The organism is Microbacterium sp. M3, from assembly GCF_033548675.1.
In the GTDB taxonomy this organism is placed as follows: Bacteria; Actinomycetota; Actinomycetes; order Actinomycetales; family Microbacteriaceae; genus Microbacterium; species Microbacterium arthrosphaerae.
Genome location: NZ_JAWTZT010000002.1, coordinates 23,298 through 46,963, shown reverse-complemented (window position 1 = coordinate 46,963; position 23,666 = coordinate 23,298). Strand labels below are relative to the sequence as shown.

At 71.8% G+C, this 23,666-nt stretch carries 21 protein-coding genes and 1 pseudogene; 8 read left to right on the top strand and 14 right to left on the bottom strand.

Annotation, left to right across the window (positions count from 1 at the left end):
• Positions 1-184 precede the first annotated feature (184 nt).
• Together R8Z57_RS05495 and R8Z57_RS05490 are read left to right on the top strand one after the other, a co-directional pair.
• A complete protein-coding gene (locus tag R8Z57_RS05495; protein ID WP_318352776.1) occupies positions 185-2,071 on the top strand; it encodes a hypothetical protein in 1,887 nt (628 codons plus the stop codon).
• A gap of 42 nt (positions 2,072-2,113) precedes the next feature.
• Positions 2,114-3,550: an HNH endonuclease signature motif containing protein gene (locus tag R8Z57_RS05490; protein ID WP_318352775.1), complete on the top strand. Its 1,437-nt coding sequence runs from the start codon at positions 2,114-2,116 to the stop codon at positions 3,548-3,550.
• A gap of 428 nt (positions 3,551-3,978) precedes the next feature.
• Here the strand turns inward: R8Z57_RS05490 and R8Z57_RS05485 are convergent, their stop codons facing one another.
• The 5 genes and pseudogenes from R8Z57_RS05485 to R8Z57_RS05465 form a co-directional block, all read right to left on the bottom strand.
• Complete coding sequence (locus R8Z57_RS05485; protein ID WP_318352774.1) at positions 3,979-4,185, bottom strand: hypothetical protein; 207 nt, start codon at positions 4,183-4,185, stop codon at positions 3,979-3,981.
• Between the two features lie 79 nt (positions 4,186-4,264).
• The gene (locus R8Z57_RS05480) at positions 4,265-5,149 is read right to left on the bottom strand and encodes a hypothetical protein (protein WP_318353585.1); all 885 of its coding nucleotides are present in this window, start codon (positions 5,147-5,149) and stop codon (positions 4,265-4,267) included.
• Positions 5,150-5,221: 72 nt separating this feature from the next.
• Positions 5,222-5,338 (bottom strand): annotated as a pseudogene (locus R8Z57_RS05475) (DUF2510 domain-containing protein); the annotation flags it as partial.
• Positions 5,339-5,452: 114 nt separating this feature from the next.
• Positions 5,453-5,752 carry a DUF1905 domain-containing protein gene (locus tag R8Z57_RS05470; protein WP_318352773.1) on the bottom strand — a complete coding sequence of 100 codons (300 nt, stop codon included), beginning with the start codon at positions 5,750-5,752 and terminating at the stop codon, positions 5,453-5,455.
• Between the two features lie 46 nt (positions 5,753-5,798).
• Complete coding sequence (locus tag R8Z57_RS05465; RefSeq protein WP_318352772.1) at positions 5,799-6,227, bottom strand: SRPBCC domain-containing protein; 429 nt, start codon at positions 6,225-6,227, stop codon at positions 5,799-5,801.
• Between the two features lie 44 nt (positions 6,228-6,271).
• On the opposite strand from R8Z57_RS05465, the gene R8Z57_RS05460 reads away from it, so the two are divergent.
• Positions 6,272-6,703, top strand: a complete 432-nt coding sequence (locus R8Z57_RS05460; protein WP_318352771.1) for a DUF1294 domain-containing protein — start codon at positions 6,272-6,274, stop codon at positions 6,701-6,703.
• A 39-nt stretch (positions 6,704-6,742) separates the two neighbouring features.
• Here R8Z57_RS05460 and R8Z57_RS05455 read toward each other — a convergent pair whose 3' ends face one another.
• Complete coding sequence (locus R8Z57_RS05455; RefSeq protein WP_318352770.1) at positions 6,743-7,591, bottom strand: glycosyltransferase family 2 protein; 849 nt, start codon at positions 7,589-7,591, stop codon at positions 6,743-6,745.
• Positions 7,592-7,641: 50 nt separating this feature from the next.
• On the opposite strand from R8Z57_RS05455, the gene R8Z57_RS05450 reads away from it, so the two are divergent.
• Entirely contained in the window at positions 7,642-8,244 is a 603-nt protein-coding gene (locus R8Z57_RS05450; protein ID WP_318352769.1) for a GNAT family N-acetyltransferase, read from the top strand.
• A 75-nt stretch (positions 8,245-8,319) separates the two neighbouring features.
• Positions 8,320-10,236 carry an adenylyl cyclase gene (locus tag R8Z57_RS05445; RefSeq protein ID WP_318352768.1) on the top strand — a complete coding sequence of 639 codons (1,917 nt, stop codon included), beginning with the start codon at positions 8,320-8,322 and terminating at the stop codon, positions 10,234-10,236.
• Between the two features lie 330 nt (positions 10,237-10,566).
• Here R8Z57_RS05445 and R8Z57_RS05440 read toward each other — a convergent pair whose 3' ends face one another.
• Positions 10,567-10,863, bottom strand: a complete 297-nt coding sequence (locus tag R8Z57_RS05440) for a GIY-YIG nuclease family protein (RefSeq protein WP_318352767.1) — start codon at positions 10,861-10,863, stop codon at positions 10,567-10,569.
• A gap of 542 nt (positions 10,864-11,405) precedes the next feature.
• Positions 11,406-12,398, bottom strand: coding sequence for an aldo/keto reductase (locus R8Z57_RS05435; protein WP_318352766.1), 993 nt, complete (start codon positions 12,396-12,398; stop codon positions 11,406-11,408).
• Positions 12,399-12,527: 129 nt separating this feature from the next.
• Between R8Z57_RS05435 and R8Z57_RS05430 the strand changes: the two genes are divergently transcribed.
• Entirely contained in the window at positions 12,528-13,643 is a 1,116-nt protein-coding gene (locus R8Z57_RS05430) for an FUSC family protein (RefSeq protein ID WP_318352765.1), read from the top strand.
• Positions 13,644-13,701: 58 nt separating this feature from the next.
• Here the strand turns inward: R8Z57_RS05430 and R8Z57_RS05425 are convergent, their stop codons facing one another.
• Positions 13,702-14,676, bottom strand: coding sequence for a L,D-transpeptidase (locus R8Z57_RS05425; protein ID WP_318352764.1), 975 nt, complete (start codon positions 14,674-14,676; stop codon positions 13,702-13,704).
• 75 nt (positions 14,677-14,751) lie between these two features.
• Between R8Z57_RS05425 and R8Z57_RS05420 the strand changes: the two genes are divergently transcribed.
• Positions 14,752-15,453, top strand: a complete 702-nt coding sequence (locus R8Z57_RS05420; RefSeq protein ID WP_318352763.1) for an NADPH-dependent F420 reductase — start codon at positions 14,752-14,754, stop codon at positions 15,451-15,453.
• Positions 15,454-15,463: 10 nt separating this feature from the next.
• Here the strand turns inward: R8Z57_RS05420 and R8Z57_RS05415 are convergent, their stop codons facing one another.
• Positions 15,464-15,901, bottom strand: coding sequence for a DUF2809 domain-containing protein (locus R8Z57_RS05415; RefSeq protein WP_318352762.1), 438 nt, complete (start codon positions 15,899-15,901; stop codon positions 15,464-15,466).
• Positions 15,898-16,467 (bottom strand): mismatch-specific DNA-glycosylase, encoded by a 570-nt coding sequence (locus R8Z57_RS05410; RefSeq protein ID WP_318353555.1) that lies wholly within the window; start codon positions 16,465-16,467, stop codon positions 15,898-15,900. The genes R8Z57_RS05415 and R8Z57_RS05410 overlap by 4 nt, the downstream gene beginning before the upstream one ends.
• Before the next feature lie 122 nt (positions 16,468-16,589).
• Here R8Z57_RS05410 and R8Z57_RS05405 point away from each other — a divergent pair, with 122 nt between their 5' ends.
• Entirely contained in the window at positions 16,590-17,915 is a 1,326-nt protein-coding gene (locus R8Z57_RS05405) for an NAD(P)/FAD-dependent oxidoreductase (RefSeq protein WP_318352761.1), read from the top strand.
• Positions 17,916-18,002: 87 nt separating this feature from the next.
• Here R8Z57_RS05405 and R8Z57_RS05400 read toward each other — a convergent pair whose 3' ends face one another.
• From R8Z57_RS05400 to R8Z57_RS05390, 3 genes are read right to left on the bottom strand one after another with little or no spacing between them, the layout of a single operon-like run.
• Positions 18,003-21,353: an ATP-binding protein gene (locus R8Z57_RS05400; RefSeq protein WP_318352760.1), complete on the bottom strand. Its 3,351-nt coding sequence runs from the start codon at positions 21,351-21,353 to the stop codon at positions 18,003-18,005.
• Entirely contained in the window at positions 21,350-22,174 is an 825-nt protein-coding gene (locus R8Z57_RS05395; protein WP_318352759.1) for a DUF4194 domain-containing protein, read from the bottom strand. The genes R8Z57_RS05400 and R8Z57_RS05395 overlap by 4 nt, the downstream gene beginning before the upstream one ends.
• Positions 22,167-23,639 carry a DUF3375 domain-containing protein gene (locus R8Z57_RS05390; RefSeq protein ID WP_318352758.1) on the bottom strand — a complete coding sequence of 491 codons (1,473 nt, stop codon included), beginning with the start codon at positions 23,637-23,639 and terminating at the stop codon, positions 22,167-22,169. The genes R8Z57_RS05395 and R8Z57_RS05390 overlap by 8 nt, the downstream gene beginning before the upstream one ends.
• Between the last annotated feature and the right edge of the window lie 27 nt (positions 23,640-23,666).

Below are 23,666 nucleotides of genomic sequence, written 5' to 3'. Positions count from 1 at the left end.
TGCCACCCGTGTCAACGAAACGGCGCCGAACGTTGCCTCAGGAAACCCTCAGGGGCAGGCGCGGCTGTGCCGGCGGCATCCGTCATCAGAATCCCTGCGTGAACAGGGCTTGACGGCGGTCGCGCGCGGTTCCACGATGTAGCCACCGGGAATCGGGAAGCATCGGTCGGGCATGGGGGCTGACATGGCTGATGACGGGTATCCGCGCGACGGTGGGCGACCGCCGGCGGTGCAGGTGGGCACGTGGGTGCTGGCGATCGTGGGCCTCGCAGGGCTGTTCGCGGCGTGGTGGATCGCGGCGACGAATGCGATTCCGGATGCCGCAGCCCCGCCTGCGACGACGGTCACGCCGTCTGCGGCGCCCACGGCCACCGGCACTCCTAGTCCTGCGCCCACCCCGTCGTACGCGACGGCCACGGCGGGCAAGAGCTGGGACGCGTTCTACAAGGAGGCGATCGAACCGCTCACCGGCGCCACCGCGTTCTTCGTGGCGGGCGTGCTCGGATTCCTCGTGCTCGCCCGGCTTCTCGTCGAGCTGCCGTTCGTGCGCAAGCGCACATCGTCGCGCGCCGATCGGACGGTGCTGTCGATCATCGGGTGGACGCTCGTCGTCGTCGCGCCGCTGCTCCTCTGCGTCGCGGGCATACAGATGGATCAGGAGAGGCTCGCGCCGAACATGGTTCTGCTCGGCATCCTGATCGCCGTCGGGATCGTCGGCGCTTTCGCGCTCGCGCAGCGCATGGCGTCGGGCCTGAAACTCGAACTCGCGGTGACGGGCGCCGGCCTCGATCAGAAGGACGCGAACCTCGCCCGCGCCGACGTGGTGACAGCGCTGCAGTCGCTGGCAGAACCCGCCCGCTGGATGGAGCTGCCGTCAGGCGTCGACCTCGCCGAGCTGGCGAAGTCGCTCGGGTCGCTGTCGAAGTCGCCGATCGTCGAGGGCCTTCGCAGCGTCGTGCTCTTCGTGCTCGGCGTCACGCCGTGGCGCATCACGGTCACGCAGATCGACGCCGCTGACGCGACCGTCGAGATCGCGCGCAACGGACGCACCTCGCGCGAAGTGCGGGTCTCGCTGGCCGGAGCGCCGTACGACAAGCTCGCGTTCGTCGCGCCTCTGCTCAAGGCTCCGCAGAAGGATGCCGCGGCCACGACGGCTGCGGCCGTCGCGACGGCGCTCGCGAAGCTGACGATGGGAAAGCCGCAGCCGCCGGCCGCTCCGGCGGCGCCCGCGCTGCCGCGTTCCCGCGACCTGCTCGCCACCACGATCGCCGCGCTCATCGTGTCGGAGATCGCCGGGGTCGAGGTGCGCGACTTCGGCACTGCGCTCGTGGGAGCCACCGACCCCACCTCGATCGCACTGCACAGCATGGCCACGACGTGGTATCTCAAGGACGGCCGCAAGGCCGAGGCCGCGAAGGTGCTCGAGTTGGCGACGCAGCTCGATCCCTACAACCGGCACGCGCAGTGGACGCTGGACTGGGCGCAGAGCCGGGACCAGGTCGAGCCCGAGGAACTCCTCGCCTTCATGTCGCGGCTGCGCGCGCGTCTCGACCATCGCGCGAGCGAGCTCCGTCGCGGCTCCGCGCGGGACGTCGCATACTCCTCGACGCTGCTCACGCTCGGGGCCGTCACTCGCAACTACGCCGCCGTTACCGCGTCCGATGGGAATGGCACCCGGGAGCGGCTCATCGGGCCGACACGCGACGCCCTCCACGTCTGGGTTCACGCCGGGCCCCCGGCGGACGCCGGCGGCCGCATCGCCCGTGAGCGCGCGCAGCTCGACATCGCCGCGCTGGACGTCGCGCTCGGGAAGCGGGTGGAGGCCGCCGGCTTCATGCGCAGCGAGTCCATCGGAGTCCATCCGGTGCTCGCATATTCCCTCGCCTGCTATCTCGTGCGGTGGGACGGCCGGATGTTCCGCGACGCGACGGTCGTCGCGCGCCTGACGACAGCGATGACGGATGCCGCGCTCTTCGAGTTCGCCGCGAAGGATCCGGAGTTGAACTCCACCGACGATGAGGACGGCTTTGCGAAGTGGCTCGCGAGTCGCGGCACCCGAGCCGACGGATGATGCAGAGATTCGAATGTCGGAGGCCACTTCTACTCTGGACATGTGAGCATAACAACGGATCTCGGCGACCGGCTACTGCCGGACGATCGCGATCCCGCGCGCTTTCTCGACCCCTGGGCGGTGCTCGATCCGGGCGAGGTTGCTCCCACCACGCCGTGGGAGGAGATGGAGTCGAGCGGAGCGGCGTACGCTGCCGCGGTCGACGACCTCGAGGGCATCGCGGTGCGCGCCCGCGAGCTCGCCGCCGACGAGTACGCCGGTATTGCGAACGTCCTGCGAGATGCCGCCGCGTGCCCCGACCCGTGGGTCGGCCCGGATCCCACCCGCGATCCGGAGTGGCGCGACCCGCAGGGGCGCACTGCCGGTGCTGTGCGAGCGGAGCGGCGGAACATCGCGGTGCGCGCGGCCGCGCTCGAGCTGTCTGTCCGGCTCGGCATGTCGGAGGCGACGGTGCGCACCCGCGCCGCGCACGCCGACACCCTCCGCGAGCGGTGCCCGCGGGTGTGGGCGGCCTTCCGCTCCGGGCGCGTGCCGGTGCAGAACGCGGTGACGGTGGCTCAGCAGGCCGCCTCACTCCCCGGTGACGCGACGGAGGCGTGGGAACGATTCGACGAGGCCGTCCACACGGCGGCGCAGACCGTGCAGCCCGGCAAGTTCCGCCTGCGCGCTCGCACCGCCCGCGAGCGACTGCATCCCGAGCCTCTCGATGTGCGCCACAAGCGGGCCGCCGACGACCGCAATGCGTGGTTCCAGCCGGAGCACGACGGCATGGCCACACTCACCGTCTTCGGGACGGCCGATCGCGTGGCGGCCGCCTACCAGTATTCCGACGCCCGCGCCCGCCGCCTCCGCGCCGAGCCCGGCGAGGAGCGCACGCTCGCGCAGCTCCGCACCGACGTTCTCCTCGACCTGCTGACGACGCTTCCCGACTCGGAGTGCGGCTTCGACTCCGACCCCGACTCTGCGTCGGATTCAGGCTCCGGCTCCGGCTCCGGTCGACGACGCGCTCGCCCTTCCGTCGCGATCACGGTGCCGGTCATGACGCTTCTCGGACTCGACGACGAGCCCCCGACCCTCGACGGGTACGGCCCGATCGACATCGAGACGGCCCGCCGGCTCGCGGGTGAGGCATCCAGCTGGGTGCGCATTCTCACCCACCCGGTCAGCGGCACCGTCCTCGACGTCGATCGCACGGTCTACCGCGTGCCGAACGCGCTGCGAAGGTGGCTCGGCGTGCGTGATCCGGTCTGCATCGGGCCCGGCTGCACGCGATTGGCCCGCGATTGCGACCTCGATCATCGCCTCGACTGGCAGTACGGCGGAACCACCGCCGACACGAACCTCGCTCCGCTCTGCGAAGGCCATCACACGCTGAAATCCAAGAGCACCTGGCAGCTCTATCGCGATGAACAGACCGGCGCCACCTGGTGGATCAGCCCCACCGCGCTCACCGTGCCCACGGATCCGCCGCCCTGGTAATGGCGGGGACGGTCGGCCGTCCCGTGGAGTTCAGAGCCGCGGATATCCCCGCCAGCCAGAGCAAACGCCATAACCAGGCGCTCCTCGCCCTCGCCCGACGCCGCTCCTCGCCCTCGCCCGACGCCGCTCCGACGTCCTCTACACCATGCTCCGCGACGGCGCCCTCGACCAGCCAGGGACGCAAGCTATCGCGGCGCGACTCCCTGCTCGCCGTCCTCAAGCTGCTTCAGCCGCTCGAGTTTCGACCACGGATAAAACGCGATCCACGCAACTGACGCGATGGACGCGCCCATGATCATCGATGCAATGTCCACATTGACGACAGTACGAGGGCAATGCCCGTCAGCAGATCCCCCTTACGGCGGAGTCCCACCTCCGAACTCGGCTTGACGAACCACATGGGCCCCCCGCTGACCCGCGGCCAGCGGTCAGATACCTCCGCTGATGCGCGTCCAGGCCGCCTCGCCCTCGGCACGACGCGAGGCTCGATACGACGACACGTCGGCCCCCGGATCACCGGCGCGCACCAGGTCGTTGCGCGCCGTGGGCCTCGTGCGGAACCAATGCACGGCCGCCCACACGAGCACCGCGGCCGCGACGGCCAACGTGATCATCAGCACGATGACGAGGTCCATATCGCGAGCGTACGCACCACCTCATCCTGACGGGAAGGGCCTCCTCCGGCACGGTCCGGGTGAGGCATCGGAGACCGCGTCAGGCGAGGATCGCGAGCGCCTGCTCCGTCGCCACGAACCCCAGCCAGACCGCGAGCGCAAGCGACGCCACGAGCGCGATCGCCGACAACGTGCGGCTGGTCGACCGCTGCCGGGCGACGATCAGCCCCGCGATCGCCAGGAAGAACGCACCGGCCGCGAACGCGACGCTGACGAGGCTGACGAGTCCGGCGATCGTCCGGTCCCAGGCGGCCAGCCACCCGACGACCGCCACCCCGCCGATGAGGGCGAGCACGAGCAGCACGACCGCGGCGCGGGCCGGCACGTTGCGCGCCGCCGCTTCGCGCAACGGCGGACGCATCTCCCCCACGTACGAGCTCGACACGGGCTGGTACACGATCGGCGCCGGCGGACGGTCATCCAGCGGCGCCGGCCGGCGCGGCGAGATCTGAGCGGGAGCGCTCTGCGCCGTCCCCGCCGCCCGCGCCGTCCGTCGGGTGTTCGACGGCGGAGCAGCCTGAGGCTCGATCGGTGGCGCGGGCGTCGGCGTCTCCTGCGGCGCGGACGAGACGGATGCCGCCACCTCCCCCACATCGGTGGGCTTCGGCGGATCGGACGCACCAGCGCGCACGTCGTCGGGGTCCGCCTTCTGCGACGGCGCCTCGGCGAGTGACGAGGGCGCCGGCCACACGTGCGCCGGCGCCGAGTCAGCGAGCGACGACGGTGCGGGCCACGCGTGCGCCGCGGGCGCCGAATCAGCGTGCGGTGGGCCCGCCGGCGTCGAATCCGCCGCGGTCGGGTCGTCCGCCGGCGTCGACCCGACCGGCTGCGTCGGAGCCGGCAATGCCGAGCCGACCGGCGTCGACTTCGCGCGCCGTGAGCGCACCGACGTCGAATCCACCGGGCCGATCGGTGCGCCAGACACCTCCGCACCACTGGTCGCCTCGGCGGCCCTCCGACGGGTTGTCGCCGGCAGCGCTGCGCCTGCGGCATCCGTCATCGCCGGACGCGACCGATCGGTCCACGCCGCGCCATCCCACCACCGCTCGCGGCCCGCACCCGACGCATCGGCGTACCAGCCCGGCGGTGGTCCCCCCTGAGACCGGTCCGTCATCATGCTCCCCAGCAGAACGATTCGAGCGCCAACATACCGGAGCAGCAGGGCGGCGCGCATGAGAACAGCCGCGCCCCGTCGCCATGATTCAGCGAAGCAACGCGAGAGAGCGAGTCAGCCGTCCAGCACCTCGAGGCGCACCGTCACCGGGCCGCCGTCGATGAGATCCTCGGCAGTGCGCACCGCCTTCTTCAGCGGCAGCACGTACGAGCCCGAGCCCGACGACGGGAAGATCGACGTCGTCCATTCGCTGCCACCGACGCGCGCCCGCACGCGCACCGAGCCGAACCCACGGTACGGCCGCGGGATCTCGCGGATCTCCTCGCTCAGCTCGGGCGGAACCGAGGTGAAGAACCACGACGAGTCCTCTCGCGCGTCCCACCGGAACACCTCGCCGTCGAACTCGATGATCACAACCCGACGCTACCGCGGGCCGACGACATCCCGCCGCCGGAAGTGGTCACAGATGCTCGCCCGGCGCACCGCCGTACCGGTCGATCAGCCGTTGGAGGCAGCTCACCCATCCGTCGACATGCTGATCGCGCTCCTCCTGGGTGGCGAACCCGGAATGCCGCACGATGACGCGCGTCGCGGCATCCGCGGCGGGTTCCAGCGAGATCTCGGCGTCGGTCGAATGCTCCTCGCCCGCCCAGCGCCACGCCAGCCGCAGGCTGCGCGGCGCCTCGAACGCGAGCACCGTGCCCTCGACGGCCAGATCGGCGGCCTCTGAGCGCACCTCCCAGCGCCCGACGTTCCGCAGCTCGACGAGCGCCGTCGCCTCGAACCTCGGCGGCCAGAACCAGTCCGTGAGGCGGCTCGCGACCGTGAAGTCCCGCCAGACCTCATCGACGGATGCCGCCACCAGCGCCTCTTCGGTGAGCTCATGCATGCTGACACCGTACGCCGGGTGGCACCGCCTCTAGGATCGAGCCCATGCCCAACCCGCGTCCGCGCACCACCGTTCCGGCGCCCGCGCGGCCCGGGCGCGACCTCTCCCGCCCGTTGCCCGCCGCCCTCAGCTGGACGGTGCTGGGGGTCTTCGCGGCAGCCCTGGCGATCGCGTACGTCGTGCTCGACCTCGCGTGGTGGGTGCCGGCGCTCTACGGCGCCGCGAGCGTCGTCGCGTTCGCGGCGTACGCATTCGACAAGTCCGCGGCGCGTCGCGGCGCACCCCGCGTACCGGAGCGCACGCTCCTGGTGCTCGGCCTCGTCGGAGGATGGCCCGGAGCCCTCGTCGCGCAGCAGGCCTTCCGCCACAAGACGCGCAAGCGCTCCTTCCGGCGCGCCTTCTGGACCACCGTCGTGCTGAACGTCCTCGCGCTCACCGTCTACCTGATCCTCGTCATGCGGGTGCTGAACCCCTGACCCCGGGTCCCTCATCGCCGGCACGTCGGCGAGGAGACGTCAGCGCCCGTACTCCGGCGCCCAGTCGTCGCTCTCGCGGATCCACTCCGCGCCGGTGGCGGCATCCGTCCCCGCCTGCTCGGAGCGCCGCCAGCCCGCACCCTCGGAGCGACGCCACCCCGCACTCTCGGAGCGACGCCAGGCCGCGCCCTCGGGCCAGCTCGCGGCGAACGTCGACACGACCTTGAACACGCGCCTCGACAGACCCGACAGCGTCTGGACCGGGCGCGCCGAGACCGGCATGCGCAGCTGCGGGTCGTAGCGCACACCGTCGGCCGCACGCAGCCGGATCGTGAGGTCGAGGTCGTCGTGGATGCCGGCGTTGCCGCGATCGACCTGGTCGCGCACCCGCTCCCACACCCGCGCGCGCATGGCGAAGTTCGAGCCGAAGACGAGCGGGATGCCGAGCCACCTGCGGATCCAGTAGTGGCCGCCGCCGATGTACCAGCGCTCGCCGAGGTAGTTCTGCAGCGGCGTGCCGCCGTAGAACTCGGCGCCGCCGGTGAGCACGCCGAGCGACGGGTCCGAGGCGAAGGCCCGCTCGATCCGCGCGATCCAGTCCGGATGCGGGCGCGAATCGGCGTCGAGCCGCGCGATGATGTCGGCGTCCGCGACCGCTTCGTCGTACCCGCGCGCCACGGCCGGCCAGATGCCGATCGTCGGCTCGTGCAGCACAACCGCGGCGTGCCGCGCGGCGACGGCGGCGGAGGCATCCGTGCTGGCGTTGTCGACGACGATCACGCGATCGGCCGGACGCGTCTGCGCCGCCAGCGCGGCGAGGCAGGCGTCGAGGTAGGGGGCGTCGTCGCGGCACGGAATGACCACGGCGATGTGCGAGGCGAGGGGCACAAGCCACACCATACTCCCGGCGTGTCGGGCGTCGGCGTTACCCTGCCGACATGGACGGACTGCGCTTCGCGCCCGCCAACGAGGCGCCGTGGGACGACCTGCAGGCGATCCTCACGGGCGCCGCGGGCCGCTGCCAGTGCCAGCGGCAGCGACTCGGCGATCACGACTGGTGGTACATGCCCGAGGCCGAGCGAGCCGCGATCCTGCAGGCAGAGACGCACTGCGGCGACCCTCGCGCGACCGAGACGATCGGCATCGTCGCCTACCAGCACGACGAGCCGGTGGCATGGTGCGCCGTCGATCGGCGGAGCGTCTACGGGCGGCTGCGCGGCTCGCCGGTGCCGTGGCAGGGCCGCGACGAAGACCCCGACGACGACAGCGTGTGGGCCATCGCGTGCATGGTCGTGCGCAAGGGACACCGCGGCGCCGGGCTGACCTATCCGCTCGTCGCGGCGGCCGCCGAGCACGCCCGCTCCCGGGGCGCGTCGGCGGTCGAGGGCTATCCGATGCTCACCGACGGCAAGAAGGTGATCTGGGACGAGATGAGCGTTGGGGCGGTCGGGCCCTTCCTCGCGGCGGGATTCCAGGAGGTCACGCATCCCACCAAGCGCCGGCTGGTCATGCGCCTCGACTTCCTCGGAAATGGGGGTTGAGACCGCTCCCACGTTTGGTTACAGTCCGGTAAGTAACGGCAGTCCCGCCGCATCCCTCAACGGAGAGGACTTCGCATGCCCGCCCCCGTTCCCCACGCCGACAACCGCCATACGTCCCGCGCGCGAACTCGCCGCCTGGCGCAGGTCGCCGCCGTCGCGACCGGAGCCGCGCTCATCGCGAGCGCGCTGATCGCCTCGTCGGCCACCGCCGCACCGCCGAGGGCCGTCGACCCGTTCGATCCCGACTTCGGGCCGAACGTCACGATCTACTCCCCCGATACCCCGGTCGCCCAGATCCAGTCCGAGCTCGACGCGCTGCACGCCCAGCAGGTCGACGCCGAGATGAGCTCCGAGCGCCGCGCCGTCTACTTCCTGCCCGGCCAGTACGGCAGCGCCGCCGACCCCCTCCAGGTCAAGGTCGGCTACTACACCGAGATCGCCGGCCTCGGCGCATCGCCCGAAGACGTCACGGTGCACGGTGCCGTCGAGGTCTACAACCGCTGTCTCGCCGACGGCGGCACGGCCAACTGCCTCGCGCTCGTGAACTTCTGGCGCACGATCGGCAACCTCTCCCTCGACATCGACAAGGCCGGCCAGGACGGCTGCCGCCAGAGCGCCGAGTTCTGGGCGGTGTCGCAGGCGGTGTCGATGCGGCGCCTCGACGTCTCGGGCGGCGGCCTCTCGCTCATGGACTACTGCACCGCCGGCCCGCAGTACGCCAGCGGCGGATTCATCGCCGACTCGCGGCTGCCGTCCGTCACGAACGGGTCGCAGCAGCAGTGGCTGATCCGCAACAGCGAGGTCGCCAGCTGGTCCAATGCGGTGTGGAACCAGGTCTTCTCCGGCGTCATCGGCGCTCCCGACGACTCCGCCTTCCCGAACCCGCCGTACACGACGATCGACCAGACGCCGGTCAGCCGTGAGAAGCCGTACCTCTCCGTCGACGACGACGGCCGCTACAGCGTCCGCGTGCCCGCCGCGCAGCACGACTCGCGCGGCGTCAGCTGGGCCGACGGCGAGACCGCGGGTCGCAGCATCCCCATCGAGGACTTCTTCATCGCGACCCCCGACGACTCGGTGAAAGACATCAACAACGCGCTCGCGCGCGGTCAGCACCTGATCCTCACCCCCGGCGTCTACGACGTCGATCGCACGATCCAGGTGAAGCGCGCCGACACGGTGGTGCTCGGCCTCGGCCACGCGACGCTCACGGCCGTCGGCGGCGCGGTTCCGCTGGAGGTGAAGGATGCCGCGGGCATCGTGGTGGCGGGCGTCACGATCGACGCCGGCACCGAGCTCTCGCCGGTGCTGCTGCGGGTCGGCAGCCCGAACGGCGGCAAGAAGCTCGACGCGAACAACCCCATCACGCTGAGCGACGTGTACTTCCGCGTCGGCGGACCGCACATCGGCAAGACGACCACGGCGCTCGAGGTGAACGCCGACGACGTGCTCATCGACCACACCTGGGTGTGGCGCGGCGACCACGGCATCGAGGGCTTCACCGAGGGCGTGAACGGCGACACCGACCGGTGGAACACCAACACCGGCACCAACGGCGTCATCGTCAACGGCGACCGCGTCACGGCGACCGGCCTGTTCGTCGAGCACTTCCAGCGCTACAACACCGTCTGGAACGGTGAGGACGGCCGAGTGATCCTCTACCAGAACGAGCTGCCGTACGACCCGCCGACGCAGGCGGACTGGACCCAGCCCGACGGCACCCTCGGCTACCCGGGCTACAAGGTCGCCGACGACGTCGCGACGCACCGCCTCGACGGCGCCGGCGTGTACGTGTTCAACCAGAACAACCCGTCGATCCTCACGGCGAACGGGTTCGAGGTGCCCGAGACCCCCGGCGTGCAGCTGCACCACATCATGACGGTCAACCTGTCGGCCGGCACCGTGCAGCACGTCGTGAACGGCGTGGGCGGCCAGGCCGACAACGGCAACACCGGCACCCCGCAGTTCGTGGTCGACTACCCGCTGCCTTAAGAGCGGGATCGGATGCCTCGGCCCGGCGCACCGCGCCGGGCCGAGGCATCCGGTCATTGAGCGAGCGAAGCGAGACGAAACGCGTCATCGTTCCCGCAGGCGTATGCGCCGGGTCCCGGGCGTTTCGTCTCGGTCGCTGCGCTCCCTCGCTCAACGACCGGGACTCCAGCAACCGGTCGTTGAGCGAGCGAAGCGAGACGAAACGCGTCATCGTGCCCGCAGGCGTATGCGCCGGGTCCCGGGCGTTTCGTCTCGGTCGCTGCGCTCCCTCGCTCAACGACCGGGACTCAAGCAACCGGTCGTTGAGCGAGCGAAGCGAGACGAAACGCGTCAGTCGCGGCGACGGCGTCGGCGTTCTCGGGCGCTCCACCCCTGAACGGCATCCAAGCCGCCGGCCATGAATGCCTCGCGTTTGGCGCGGCTCCACCCCTGCACGCGCTTCTCCCAGGCGAAGGCGTCCTCGATGCGCTCGAACTCGCCCAGCCACGCGAGTTCGACCGGCAGGCGCCGGCGCGTGTAGGCCGAGCCCTCACCCGCCTGGTGCTGTGCCAGTCGCCTCTCCATGTCGACGGTGCTGCCGACGTAGTAGCTCCCGTCCGAGCAGCGGAGGATGTAGAGGAATGCCACCCCTGCATCGTTACCGGACACGCGCACGACGACCGACGCTCTCCGCTCATATGGGGAGAACTCGTCGCATTCAGCTTCGTGTGGAGGCCGGGGCGTTTCGTCTCGGTCGCTGCGCTCCCTCGCTCAACGACCAGGAGTCGAGTTCCCGGTCGTTGAGCGAGCGAAGCGAGACGACACGCGTCGGCGTTCCCGCAGGCAGCGGGCGGGATTCGCCCGTCCAGGCGTTTCGTCTCGGTCGCTGCGCTCCCTCGCTCAACGACCGGGAGTCGAGTTCCCGGTCGTTGAGCGAGCGAAGCGAGACGAAACGCGTCGGCGTTCCCGCAGGCAGCGGGCGGGATTCGCCCGTCCAGGCGTTTCGTCTCGGTCGCTGCGCTCCCTCGCTCAACGACCGGGAGTCGAGTTCCCGGTCGTTGAGCGAGCGAAGCGAGACGAAACGCGTCGGTGTTCCCGCAGGCAGCGGGCGGGATTCGTCCGTCCAGGCGTTTCGTCTCGGTCGCTGCGCTCCCTCGCTCAACGACCGGGAGCACAGGCTCCCGCACCCGTCACCAGAGCGGGTGGATGGCCTTGCGCAGGTCGCGGTCGTACACCTCGCGCACCACGCTGTCGAACGCCTCGACGTCGAAGCCCTCGTCGAGCAGGGCCGCCGCCCGGGCGTTCGCCTCGGCCTGACCGACGTTGCGCGCGCCGGGGATGACGCTCGTCACGCCCCGCTGCGCCGCGATCCACGCGAGGGTCGCCGCGGGAAGCGGCACACCCTCAGGCAGCGCCGCCGCCAGCTCGGCCACGGCGCGCAGGCCGACCTCGAAGTCCACGCCCGAGAACGTCTCGCCGCGGTCGAACGCCTCGCCGTGGCGGTTGTAGGTGCGGTGGTCGTCGGCGGCGAACGAGGTCTCGGCCGTGTACTTTCCCGACAGCAGCCCCGACGCGAGCGGCACGCGCGCGAAGATCGCGACGCCCGCGGCCTCGGCGGCCGGGAGCACCTCGTCGAGGGGCTTCAGCCGGAAGGGGTTGAAGATGATCTGCACGTTGGTGACGTGAGGGCGCGCGATGGCGGCGAGCGCCTGCGCGCACGTCTCGACCGACACGCCGTACGCGGCGATGGCCCCCTCGGCGACGAGCGCATCGAGCGCGTCGTACGTGGCATCGTCCTCGATCACGGCCGTCGGCGGGCAGTGCAGCTGCACCAGGTCGAGCGTGTCGACGCCGAGGTTGGTCCGTGACCGCTCGGTCCACGCGCGGAAGTTCTCGGGCGTGTAGTTCTCGGGCTCCTGCGCCAGCCGTCGGCCCATCTTCGTCGCGACGGTGATGCCGTGACCGGGCCGGGCCGCGAGGAAGCGCCCGATGATCGACTCGCTTCTTCCGTCGCCGTACACGTCGGCGGTGTCGAAGAGCGTGACCTCCGCATCGACGGATGCCGCGAGCACCGCGACGGCGTCATCCTCCGACACCGCGCCCCAATCGGCGCCGAGCTGCCAGGTGCCGAGGCCGATGGCGGAGACCGAGCGTCCGGTGCGGCCGAGTGCGCGCTGCTGCATGAGGATCCTTTCGACGCGGCCGAGGCGACCGCCTTCCAGCATCCCACGCGGCGCGGCCACCGGGGCCGGACCTAACCACCGGACTCCGGACCGCGCAAGTCCGCCCATCTCGGGCCGTCGGCGACTAGCGTGGCCCGCGACCGCTGGGAGGAGGGCACCATCCCCGAACGCACCCGACACCTGCGCCGCGCCGTGTCGTACACGGCACGACTGGCGAACCAGCCACGCCTGCTGCTGGCGATCAAGACATCGCTCGCGGCGGTCCTCGCGTGGTACCTCGCGCCGCTCATCCCCTTCACCGAAGACCAGTACTCGTACTACGCACCGCTGGGCGCCCTGGTCACGATGCACCCCACCATCGCACGGTCGGCCCGTGTCGGCGGGCAGGTGCTGATGGGCCTCGCCCTGGGCATCGCGCTCAGCCTGTGCGGCATCGCGGCTTTGCGGCTGGGAGTGCCCGGCGGCGTGGTGCTCGGGGTGGTCATCGGCGTCGGCGTGCTGCTCGGCGGCTGGCGCCTGCTCGGCGCGGGCGGCGACTGGGTCGCGCTCGCGGCGCTGTTCGTGCTGCTCGCGGCCGGCGGCGACCCCGAAGGCTTCTCCATCTCGTACCTCGGCACCACCGCCTTCGGCGTGATCGTCGGCATCGCGGTCAACCTGATCGTCGTGCCGCCGCTGTACCTGCGGCGGGCGAGCGAGCGTCTGTCGGCGCTGCGCGACACCGTCACCGACGTCCTGGACGATGCCGCGGATGCCGTCGCCCACGACCGGATCGACGCCGAACGCTTCTCGGCGGGGCTCGTCACGCTCGCGCAGACGCGGTCGGCGGTGACGGCCGACGTCGATGAGGCCGACGAGAGCGCGCGCGCCAATCCCCGGCGGCGCCGCCACCAGGGCGAGCGCGAGGAGAACACGCGTCGGATGGAAGCGCTCGAGCGCTCCGCCTTCCTCACGCGCGACCTCGTCGATCTGCTGCTCGAACTGCAGGCCACCGACGAGGGGTCGCTCACCGCCGAGGTGCGCGACGAGCTGTCCCGGGCGATCCGGTGCGCCTCCCACCTCCTCGCGACGCCGCTCGGCGACGACGCGGCGAAGGATCGGCTCGACGAGGCGAACGACGCCCTCGCCGGTTATCAGCGCACCCTCGGCACGCCCGCCGAACGCCACGACCGCTCCGCCTTCGCGACCGGCGCGGCCGTCGAGCTGTGCCTGCGCCGGATCATCGACGTGGCCCGCCCGTTCGTCTGAGGCCCCCGCTGCCTTGACGCTCCCCGCGCGGCCGCGTCGCCGCGCGCAGCAGTGTCCGTCACGGGTTGACGATCACGGGCGTTCCCGGGGGCAGCTCGGCGAGCTTCGTGATCGCCGCCGGATCGACCCGGATGCACCCGTTCGATATCGGCCCCGACCGGGCGTCGTGATAGTGGAAGGCGGCGACCGCGGCATCCGCTCCCCCGAAGCTGTCGAGGGTCGGCGACTGCACGCCCCAGTAGACGATCGGGTGGCCGCGCGTGTATCCGTACTCGGGCACGGTGCGCGTGGTCATGACGAAGGTCCGCCCGAGCGGGGTCGGGGTCTTCTCGGTGCCCCACGCGAAGTCGGTCGCGACCCGCTCGGCGACCCCTCCCCGCACGACGTCGATCGTGCGGGCCGAGATGCTGGCGACGACGAGGGCGTCCGACGGCGCGAGCTCGACGTCGGCGACCCGCAGCCAGCCGGCGACCTGTGCCGGATTCCCCTGCGACGGCACGGCCTGCCGACCGGTGAGCAGCACCTTCACCCAGTGCTCCTGGCGCTCCACGACCGGCACCACCGTTCCCTCGTAGGGGAACTCCCTCGGCAGGTACGCGACCGGCTCGCCGGCCGGATCCGCCCACACCGGCGCCCCCATGCCGCGGGCCACCGCGCGCTCGGGCAGCGGGGCGGTGAACGGGTCGTCGTCGACGGGAAGTGCCGGAATGACCGCGAAGACGTTCACCTGCGGCAGCGCGGTCACGTCGTAGGCGGTCGTGTTCGGCGCGAACTCCGCCTTCGTCGGCGTCGGCGTGGGTGTCGGTGTCGGGGTCGGGACGGGTGTCGGCCGCGGCGTCGCCGTCGCACTGGGCGTGGGCGGCGGTGGAGCGGATGCCTCGGTCACCGGCGGACGCAGCAGCCACGCCGCGGTGAGGGCCACGGCCACGAGCACCGCGGCGAGCGCCACCAGCAGCGTCGCGCGCCGGCGCGGCCTCGTGCGATCCGGAGCGGCGTCGGTCCCCACCGGCCCGCCCGTGACGGCGTCCCCCATCCCCCCATGGTCGGCCGCCGGGACGGATGCCGCAACCTCGGCGGTGCGCGTATGCGGCGCGGGTAGCCTGGGGCGGTGACGGACGGCGGGGACGAACGGCCGATCCGCGTCCTCGGCATCATCGGCGCCGGGCGCGTGGGGCGTGTGCTCGCGCGCCTGGCCACCGCCGCCGGCTACCGCGTGCTGATCGCCGGGTCAGGAGACCCTGCCCGGCTGGAGGCGACCATCGACGCCGTGGCTCCGGGTGCGGTCGCGGCCGCGGCATCCGTCGTCGTACACGAGGCCGATGCGGTGCTGCTGGCGCTGCCGCTCCCCCAGCACCGAACGGTGCCCGCCGACGCGCTGGACGGCAAGCTCGTCATCGACGCGATGAACTACTGGTGGGAGGTCGACGGGCTCCAGCCGGAGTTCGGGGATCTGCGCACCTCCACCAGCGAGATCGTGCAGCGTTCCTTCCCGGGGGCCAGGGTGGTGAAGGCGTTCAACCACATGGGCTATCGCGACCTCGACGACGAGGCGCGGCCCTCCGGCGCACCGGGCCGCAAGGCCATCGCCGTCGCCGGCGACGACCCGGGCGACGTCGCCGAGGCCATGCGCCTCGTCGACGACCTCGGCTTCGACCCCGTGGCGGCCGGACGCCTGCGGGACGGCGTCATGCTCGAGCCCGGCGGCGAGGCGTTCGGAGCCGACGTCGGCGCCGACGAGCTGCGCGCCATGCTCGAGCGGTTCCCGACCTCGCAGCGCGGGATCGTGATCGCCCGGGCGCGGGCCCGGTGACTCGCCGGTGTCAGCGGCGCGAGCGCCGCACCGCCCGCACGCTCGCGTCCACCCCCGCGGCGATCGCGACGGTGACGAGGTACACCGCAAGATCGCGCGGGTCGAACACGGTGCCGAACATCAGCATCGCCGGCGTGAAGACGGCACCCCAGGCAAGCGGCAGTCCGGTCAGCTGGAACAGCTCCACGCCCACGCACCACGCCGCGGCGATCACCCCGACGACGAGCGGGCCGAGCCGGGGTGCGACCACCACGATCGCGAGGTACGCGGCGACGGCGTAGAGCGCGTCGCCGGCGATGTCGGTGGCCGCGACGTCGGGCAGCGCGCCGTGGACCACCAGTCCCGCAACCACCACCGCGGCGAGCAGACCGAGAGCGAGAAGGCGACGCCCGCGCATGCCACCACGCCCGGCGGCGAGCGTCGAGGAGCCCGCCGGCGACGTCGTCACGCGATCACCCCGGCCGCCCGCGCCGGCTGGGCGTAGGCAGCGGCCAGCGAATCCACCGACTCGTGCGCATTGAGTCCGCTCGGGTTCGGAGCGACCCAGAGATCGACGCCGCCCAGCGTCGCGGCTTGGCGCCCAGCGACCGCACGCGGCCGATCGAAACCCTGCCGGTACGCGGTCAGCCCCAGCACCGCCACCGCACCGGGCCGCCATCGTGCGACGTCGTCGGCCAGCCGGGCCGCGCCCTCGCGGAGCTCGTCGCGTGTGAGCTCGTCGGCACGCGCCGTGGCGCGGGGCACGATGCTTGACACACCGATGCCGGCGTCGAAGAACATGGCCCGGTCGGCTGGATCCATACCGTCGTCGCCGATGCGCGGCATCCGCGGAATGATCCCTGCCGCCACCAGCGCGGGGTAGAAGCGATTGCCGGGCCGCGCGAACGGAACGCCGGTCGCGGCCGTCCAGAGACCCGGGTTGATGCCCACGAAGATCAGGCGCGGTTGCGCAGGCATGAAGTCGGGGATGCTGCGGCCGTGGAACGACTCCAACTCGGCACGCGTGAAACCCACCTCTCCAGTCTCTCGCACGGCCGCTCCGACGATGCCCGCGCCGACCACTCGCGTGTCGCGCGCGGGAGTCGCGGCCGCTAGCGTCGGAGGACGCGTGCGTACGCACTGGGAGGACGGGCAGCATGGATCACTTCGACACGATCGTGGTCGGCGCGGGAGTCGCGGGCCTGTCGGCCGCGCGGCTGCTGGTCGAGGCGGGGCGCGATGTCGTCGTGTTCGAGGCGCGCGACCGCGTGGGCGGCCGCATCTCGACAGACCGCCGCTTCGGGCTCACCTCCGACATGGGCGCGTCGTGGATCCACGGCGTCACCGACTCCCCCGTCGCCGCTGCGGCCCAGGCGTTCGGCATGCCCATGGTCGAGTTCACGGTCGGCGGCTACCAGCCCGACAGCCGCCCGATCGCGTACTACGGCCCGGATGGGAAGAGATTGACGGATGCCGCGACCCGCGCATTCGTCGCCGACATCCACGCCGTCGATGCCGCGCTGATCGACGTGGTCGCGGCATCCGCTCCCGATGCGTCATACCGCGACGTCACCGAGGAGGCGCTCGGCGCCCAGGGGTGGGACGAGGAGCGCACGCAGCGCGTGCGGGAGTACCTGGAGCACCGGTCGGAGGAGCAGTACGGCGCGTGGATCGAGGAGCTCGCGGCGCACGGCCTCGACGACGATTCGATCGACGGCGACGAGGTGGTCTTCCCCGACGGCTACGACCGCCTCCCGCGGCGGTTGGCCGAAGGGCTCGACATCCGCTTGATCCACGTCGTATCGGCGGTGCAGTGGTCGGCCGAGGGCGTCGTCGTGACGACCGACCACGGCGTCTTCTCGGCCGACAACGCCGTGGTGACGGTGCCGGTCGGGGTGCTGCAGTCGGACGAGTTCGTGATAGAGCCGCCGCTGCCCGAGCCGGTCGCCGGGGCGCTCAGCCGCCTGCGGATGAACGCCTTCGAGAAGGTGTTCCTGCGGTTCCCCACGAAGTTCTGGGACGAGGGCGTGTACGCGATCCGGCAGCAGGGCCCCGAGAGCCGCTGGTGGCACTCGTGGTACGACCTGACCGCGCTCCACGGGGCGCCGACGCTGCTGACCTTCGCCGCTGGGCCCGCCGCGGTCGAGACGTGGGATTGGACCGAGGACGAGATCGTCGCGTCGATCCTGGATCAGCTGCGGCGTCTGTACGGCGACCGCGTCGAGCAGCCGACCTCGGTGCACGTCACCGACTGGCAGGACGACCCGTGGTCGCACGGCTCGTACGCCTACATGACCGTCGGCTCGACGACCGCCGACCACGACGACCTCGCGACACCCGTGGGCGGCGTGCTCCACCTCGCCGGCGAGGCGACCTGGACCGACGACCCGGCGACCGTGCCCGCCGCGATGTTCTCGGGCCACCGCGCCGCCGAGCGGGTGCTCGGCCTCGAGGTGCCGATCGAGGACATCTGGGCGGTGTGAGAGCGCGCGGCACAAGCGGCAGCGTCGCGCGGCAGCCCGGGGCGTTTCGTCTCGCTCGTTCCTCGCTCGCTCAAGGACCGGCGGCGATCATGCCGGCAGGCCGACCTTGAGCTTCGCCCAGGAGCGGCCGCGGGTGTCTTTGAGGATGTCGTACTCGACGTCCACGTGCGGCTCGATCGCGCTGTACTTGTCGTTCGGGGCGCCGATCACGAGCTGGAAGCCGAGTCCCCGCCACGCACCGATCGCGCGCTTCGTGAAGTGGGCGTCGGCCTTGATGAGCGCCTCGTCCATGAACACCGGCGCGTAGCGCGGACGCTCGGCTCCGGCATCCCCCAGCTGGTATCTCAGGGCGGCGCCCACGATGAAAGCGATCAGCTCCTGCGACTCGCCGCCGGACTTCTCGCCGATGTGGTCGTAGAGCGCCACGTGCTGCTTCGTGGTGGCGTCGACGCGCTCGGCGCTGACCCGCACGTGGTTGCGCACGTCGATGAGGTCGGCGAAGTCGGGCGCCGACCGGCGCAGGTGGCCGATGAGCTTCGCCATGCGCCGGTACACCTGCTCCCGCTCGTCGTCGGTCGCGGCGCCGTCGATGAGCGCGCGCACGTCGCGCAGCTCGCGGCGGAAGCGACGACGGGCCTCGGACTGGTTCTCGCGCGTCGCGATCTGCAGGCGGTGATCGTCGTCGTAGAACGGCAGATCCTGCATGATCCGGTTGATCGGCTCGATACGATCGCGGATCTCGCGGATCGACCGGCTCAGCGTGGAGTCGAGGTTCGTGAGGTCGTTGCCCGACAGCTTCAGCAGGCTGTCGCGCCACTCGGCCTCGAGCTCGTGCAGGCCGCTGGTCTCGAGCGCCTCCAGGATCCGCTCGAAGTCGCCGATCGCGGTGTCGGGGTCGGGCAGCAGGTTCGGGTTCGGCCAGCGGTCGAGGAACCCGACCATGATCCGCCGCACGCTCTCGCGATATTCGCCGTGCGCGTCCACGGCCGAGCGGCGGTCTTCGGCGAGACGCTGGGCAGCCGTCGCAAGAGCGGCCGTGAAGCGCGCGAGGTCGGAAGACGGACTGCCGGTCTTCACGTCGGGCGCCAGCGTGAAGCGCGTGTCGAGGAAGGCGGTCTGGGCGGGCGCGAGCGTGCGGCCGGCGTCCTCGGCGTCGTCGACGATCACCTGGTCGGCGTCGACGTCGTCGATGACCGCGCTCCACCGCAGTTCGATCTGCTCGCGGTCCACGCTCGCCCGCGCGATCTCTTCGCGCAGCGCCGCCGCCTTCGCCTTCGCCTCGACGATCTGCGCCTGCACGCGCGCGATCTCGGGGTTCGACGTCGTCACCTCGTCCTGCACGGCGAGCCAGCGGTCGCGCTCGGTCGTCACGGCGTCGACGTCCACCTCCTCCCACGTGAGGTCGGTGATCTTCGCGTACAGGGCGAGGCGCGCGTCGACGGCGTCGAGGGCGGTCTCAGCCTCGTTCGTCGCGACCACCGCACGCGCGAGCCGCGAGCGAGCCTCGTCGAGCCGGCCGGCGATGGCCTGCAGCTGCCGCTCGTTGGAGAAGCCGAGCACGTTCTCGCGCCCGTGACCGCCGTGCGCGCCCCGGCCGCCCTGCGAGATCTGGCCGGTGATGGTCAGTGCCATGCGGTGCTGCGACAGGTCGCGCGGCGAGTCCACGCACACGAACGCGAAGCGGTCGTCGAGGCGATCCTGCAGCCAGCCCGTGAAGGGCGTGCGCTGGTAGTCGAGCCGGCCCGGCAGAGTGCGGGGGTCGCGCGCCCCCACGGCGTCGAGCCCGGTGTGCACGCCCTCGTACCGGAGGCGCACCGGCGTGCGCACGCCGTCGATGGCGGCGCGGAAGGCACTGAGGTGCGCGGTGTCGATGAGGAGCGTCGTCGCGAAGCCGCCCAGAGCGAGGTTGAACGCCTCCCGCCACGGCTCGAACTCGGTCTGCACCTCGACGAGCTCTCCGACGAACGGCAGGTCCTCGGGGGCGAGGCCGGCCGCCGAGGCGAGCAGCTCGCGCGACTCGTGCAGGGCGCGCGGGATGTTGTCGCGTCGCCCCGTGGCCCGGCGCACCTCCGCCTCCAGCTCGGCGATCTCGCGCGAGATCGCCTTCTCGGCGGCGGCTGCCTCGGCGAACGCGTGACGCGCCGCGCCCTTGGCATTCGCGTCGGCGAGGCCCGCGCGTGCCTGATCGACCAGCCCCGTGAACTCCTCGCGCGTCGCGACCGCGATGCCGAGGCCTCGCAGCGCGTCGTCGAGCTGCGCGCGGTTCTGCTGGGCCGCGGTGAGGCGTCGCTCCACGTCGCGCAGCTGGCGCTGCGCCGTCTCGAGCCGGTCGCCACCCGACAGCCGGAGCACATCGACGAGACCGTCGCGCTCGGCCTCGGCCGCGTCGGCGAGCGCGCGCTTCTCGCGCAGCAGCACGTCGGCGGCCTGCTTGCGGCCCTGCAGCTCGGTCTCGACCTCGCGCAGCAGGTCGAGCCGGCGCTCGGCCCGCCAGAGGGTGGCGAGCGAGCTGCGATCCGAGAAGTCGCCGATCTCGTCGATGAGCTGCACGCGCTCGGCCGCCGCGGCGATCTTGGTGCGCAGCTCGCGGATGGGCTCGAGCGTGCCGACCTGCTGTCGGGCCGTCAGCATCCGCGTCCGCGTGCTCTCCAGGCCGTCGAAGTGCGCGACGACCGCGTCGGCCGTGGCCATGGTCGCCGGCTCCTCGAGCACGAGCCGCTTGTAGAGATCGTCCACGGTCGTGATCTGCTGTCCGGCCTGGATGCGCGCGAGGAGGCTCATCGCCTTCGACCCCGCACCGGCCGCGCCGATCCCGAGCACGGCGTGCAGCCGCGCCGAGAACTCGCGGTCGGTGCCCACCGGCTCGAGTCCGAGGCCTCTGACCGCGACATCCGTCAATCTCAGCGCGGCAGCCTCGGCCAGCGTGCTGAGGTCGAACGCGTCGTCGACGGTCGCGCGCACCCGCACGGTGTCTTCGAGCACGCGCGCGCTCGCCGGGATGTACCACGCGCGCACCGCGGTGAACCGGGAGCCGTCGTGGTCGATCCACGTCATCGCGACGGCGGTCCACGTGTCGACGCCGTCGCCGCGGAGCACGTTCATCTTCGTGCCGTCCTCGGTGCGCGACTCGTCGATCTTGCCGCGACCGTACGACAGGATGTTCCGCTGCTCATCGCCGCGGGGTCGCCCCGTCACTCCCCCGTTCGACGCGCCGTTGAACGGTGTCGTGTGCGGCATCATGAGCGCGATGTAGGCGTCCATCAGCGTGGACTTGCCCGACCCCGAGCCGCCGCAGAGCAGGGTGGCCGCGGGCGAGAAGCGCACGCGATGCGCGCCGTCGTAGCCGCCCCAGTTCACGAGCTGCAGGTCTTCGGCCAGCCACTGCTGGCCGCGGGAGGCTGCCGGGATGAGTCCGAACAGCGTGTCGAGCATCGTCACGGCGCGGTCTCCTTCGCTGCCTCGTCGGCGTCGGCGTCGGTGTCGGTGTCGGTGTCGGTGTCGGCGTCGGTCTCGGCGTCGGTGTCGGCGTCGGTGTCCGTGTCTTCGTCCGCGCCGTCTTCGTCCACGACGTCCGCGCCGTCTTCGTCCACGATGTCCGCGCCGTCTTGGGCGGACTGCGCGCGCAGCCAGTCGCGCAGCTCGCGGAGCTTCTCGGCGCTCAGCACGATCTCCACGAGCGGGCTGATCCGGAACCGGCCGGTCGTCTCCTCGTCGATGATCCCGTCGCGCGCGAGGCGCTCCATCGCCTTGCGGATCGCCCGCTGGCGCCGTGCCGTGTCGCCGTCAGCCTCGGCGAAGTAGCTGAGCACCGTCTGCTCGACGTCCTCGATGTCGACCCGCGCCGATGGCTCGCCGGCCGCCGACTCGCGCTGGTAGACCGTGCGCAGGTGCACCAGGACGAGGGTCTCGGCCCGCGAGTAGGGCGCATCGCGCAGCAGGATCGGCACCTCCAGCAGGTCGGAGCGCACCTGCTGCTTGTATGCCACACCCCGGTCGTGGTCGACGACGAGCCGCAGGAACAGGTCGTTCAGGCGCGACTCGATCACCTGCTGGTTGTCGAGCATGACCGTCCACTCGTCGCGGTTTCGACCGGCGAGCAGGAAGCGTCGCTGCAGCACGTGCACGAGCACGCGGCGGACGTCGGCGTCGAGCGCGCCCCGATCGCCGGGGAAGAGCTCATCGAGGTCGTCCTCCATCGCGACGGGCTCGATGAACGCCTCGCCGGAGTCGACGTCGTCCACGGTCGCGGTGTCACTCATCGTCGGACTCCTTCGCAGTGCGGGCGGTCACCGATCCGAACGCGAAGCGCCGGGTCGTGCCGTCAGGTCGGAGGGCCTCGACGACCGACACGTCGTCGCCCTCGCTCATGCCGTTTCGGTGGGCGATCTCGAGGAGCCCCAGCAGGTCGACCGGGCGCCTCGTGTCGTCGCCGGCTCCCTCGAAAGCGGCGCCGAGATCGAAGCGCTCGCCGAGACCGAGCACGTACGCCTCGAGCTCGGCGTACCGCGGGCCGCCCCAGGCGCGGGTGTCGGCATCCATGAACTCCGCCTCGTCGTCGGCGTCTGTCAGCGGCGCGGGCGCGCCGGGAGGACGGATGTCGCTCACCGACTGGCGCAGATGCCCGATGTCGGCGGCGGGCAGGTCGCGCACCGGCTCGACGGGCGCGTCGCGCGCGGCGCCCTGCGTCCAGGCCTGGAGCCCCGACATGACGTCGCGCAGCAAGTCGTCGACCTGACGGTCGCGGATCGGATCGTGGGTGCGCACCTGCCCCGTGATGACGTGCGATGCGCGCCGCTGCGCAGTGAGGACCTCCTGCACGCCGAGCTCGACGCGCCGGCCGATGGCATCCAGCTCGTCGCGCTGCTGCGCGTCCATGAGCTGCGCGAAGGGGCGCGAGACCAGCGAGTGAAGCTGCTCGGTGAGGTCGTCGATCCGCTCAGGGTCGCCGATGAGCCGCAGCGCGCCCGCGAAGGCGCGGCCTTCGGGAGTGGACTGCATCACGTGCTGACCGCGCTCCAGGTACTCCCGCAGCACCTCGCCGGTGGGCCGGACGTCCCGCCGCAGGTCGGCGACCACGTCGCGCTGCATGGCCTTGATCGACTCGGCGACGCGCGTGAAGTCGGCGGGCAGCTCGCGCGAGAGGTGCAGGATGTTCTCCGCCTCCTCGAGCAGCTCCTCGTCGTCGACGGGCGGCTGATCGCCGTGCTCGAGCCGGACGATCTCGGCGTCGAGGGCGTCGCGCTCCTCGATGAGCCGCGCGAGCCGCCGGGCAGGATCCGTCTCGGCACTCCCGGCGAGACGCTCGACGGCCTCGAGCAGCGTCCGCACGCGCGAATTCGACACCCGCGTCCGCCCGCCGCCCGTGCGGCCGGTGATCTCGAGGGCTCCGACGGCGTGTGCCGTGAGCCGGTAGACCTCGGTGTCGCCATCGATCTGGGGCGCGAGCCACCCGACGCGCACCCAGTAGCGGCAGATCTCCCGCGCCGTGCCGGTCGGCAGCGGCCGGTCGTCGCCCTCATAGCCCGCCGCGCGCAGCTCGTCGAGGATCTCGGCGACCTCGGCGTGGGCGTCCGAGACGGCGACGGTCGGGCGATCTGGAGTGAAGACGACGGAGAGCACGGCGACGACGAACGGCGCGTAGCGGCCGTGGAGCAGGTCGAGGGTCGGCGTCTTGAACGCGGCGAGCGCTCGCAGATATGCGGCCTCCGCACGCGTGTTCCCCATCCGATCCAGCGTACTGCGCGGTGAGGA

Coding starts and splice junctions, on each gene's coding strand:
- R8Z57_RS05495 (WP_318352776.1), top strand. CDS start 185: ATGGCTGATGACGGGTATCCGCGCGACGGTGGGCGACCGCCGGCGGTG.
- R8Z57_RS05485 (WP_318352774.1), bottom strand. CDS start 4,185: ATGGACCTCGTCATCGTGCTGATGATCACGTTGGCCGTCGCGGCCGCG.
- R8Z57_RS05465 (WP_318352772.1), bottom strand. CDS start 6,227: ATGCATGAGCTCACCGAAGAGGCGCTGGTGGCGGCATCCGTCGATGAG.
- R8Z57_RS05460 (WP_318352771.1), top strand. CDS start 6,272: ATGCCCAACCCGCGTCCGCGCACCACCGTTCCGGCGCCCGCGCGGCCC.
- R8Z57_RS05450 (WP_318352769.1), top strand. CDS start 7,642: ATGGACGGACTGCGCTTCGCGCCCGCCAACGAGGCGCCGTGGGACGAC.
- R8Z57_RS05445 (WP_318352768.1), top strand. CDS start 8,320: ATGCCCGCCCCCGTTCCCCACGCCGACAACCGCCATACGTCCCGCGCG.
- R8Z57_RS05435 (WP_318352766.1), bottom strand. CDS start 12,398: ATGCAGCAGCGCGCACTCGGCCGCACCGGACGCTCGGTCTCCGCCATC.
- R8Z57_RS05425 (WP_318352764.1), bottom strand. CDS start 14,676: ATGGGGGACGCCGTCACGGGCGGGCCGGTGGGGACCGACGCCGCTCCG.
- R8Z57_RS05405 (WP_318352761.1), top strand. CDS start 16,590: ATGGATCACTTCGACACGATCGTGGTCGGCGCGGGAGTCGCGGGCCTG.
- R8Z57_RS05395 (WP_318352759.1), bottom strand. CDS start 22,174: ATGAGTGACACCGCGACCGTGGACGACGTCGACTCCGGCGAGGCGTTC.
- R8Z57_RS05390 (WP_318352758.1), bottom strand. CDS start 23,639: ATGGGGAACACGCGTGCGGAGGCCGCATATCTGCGAGCGCTCGCCGCG.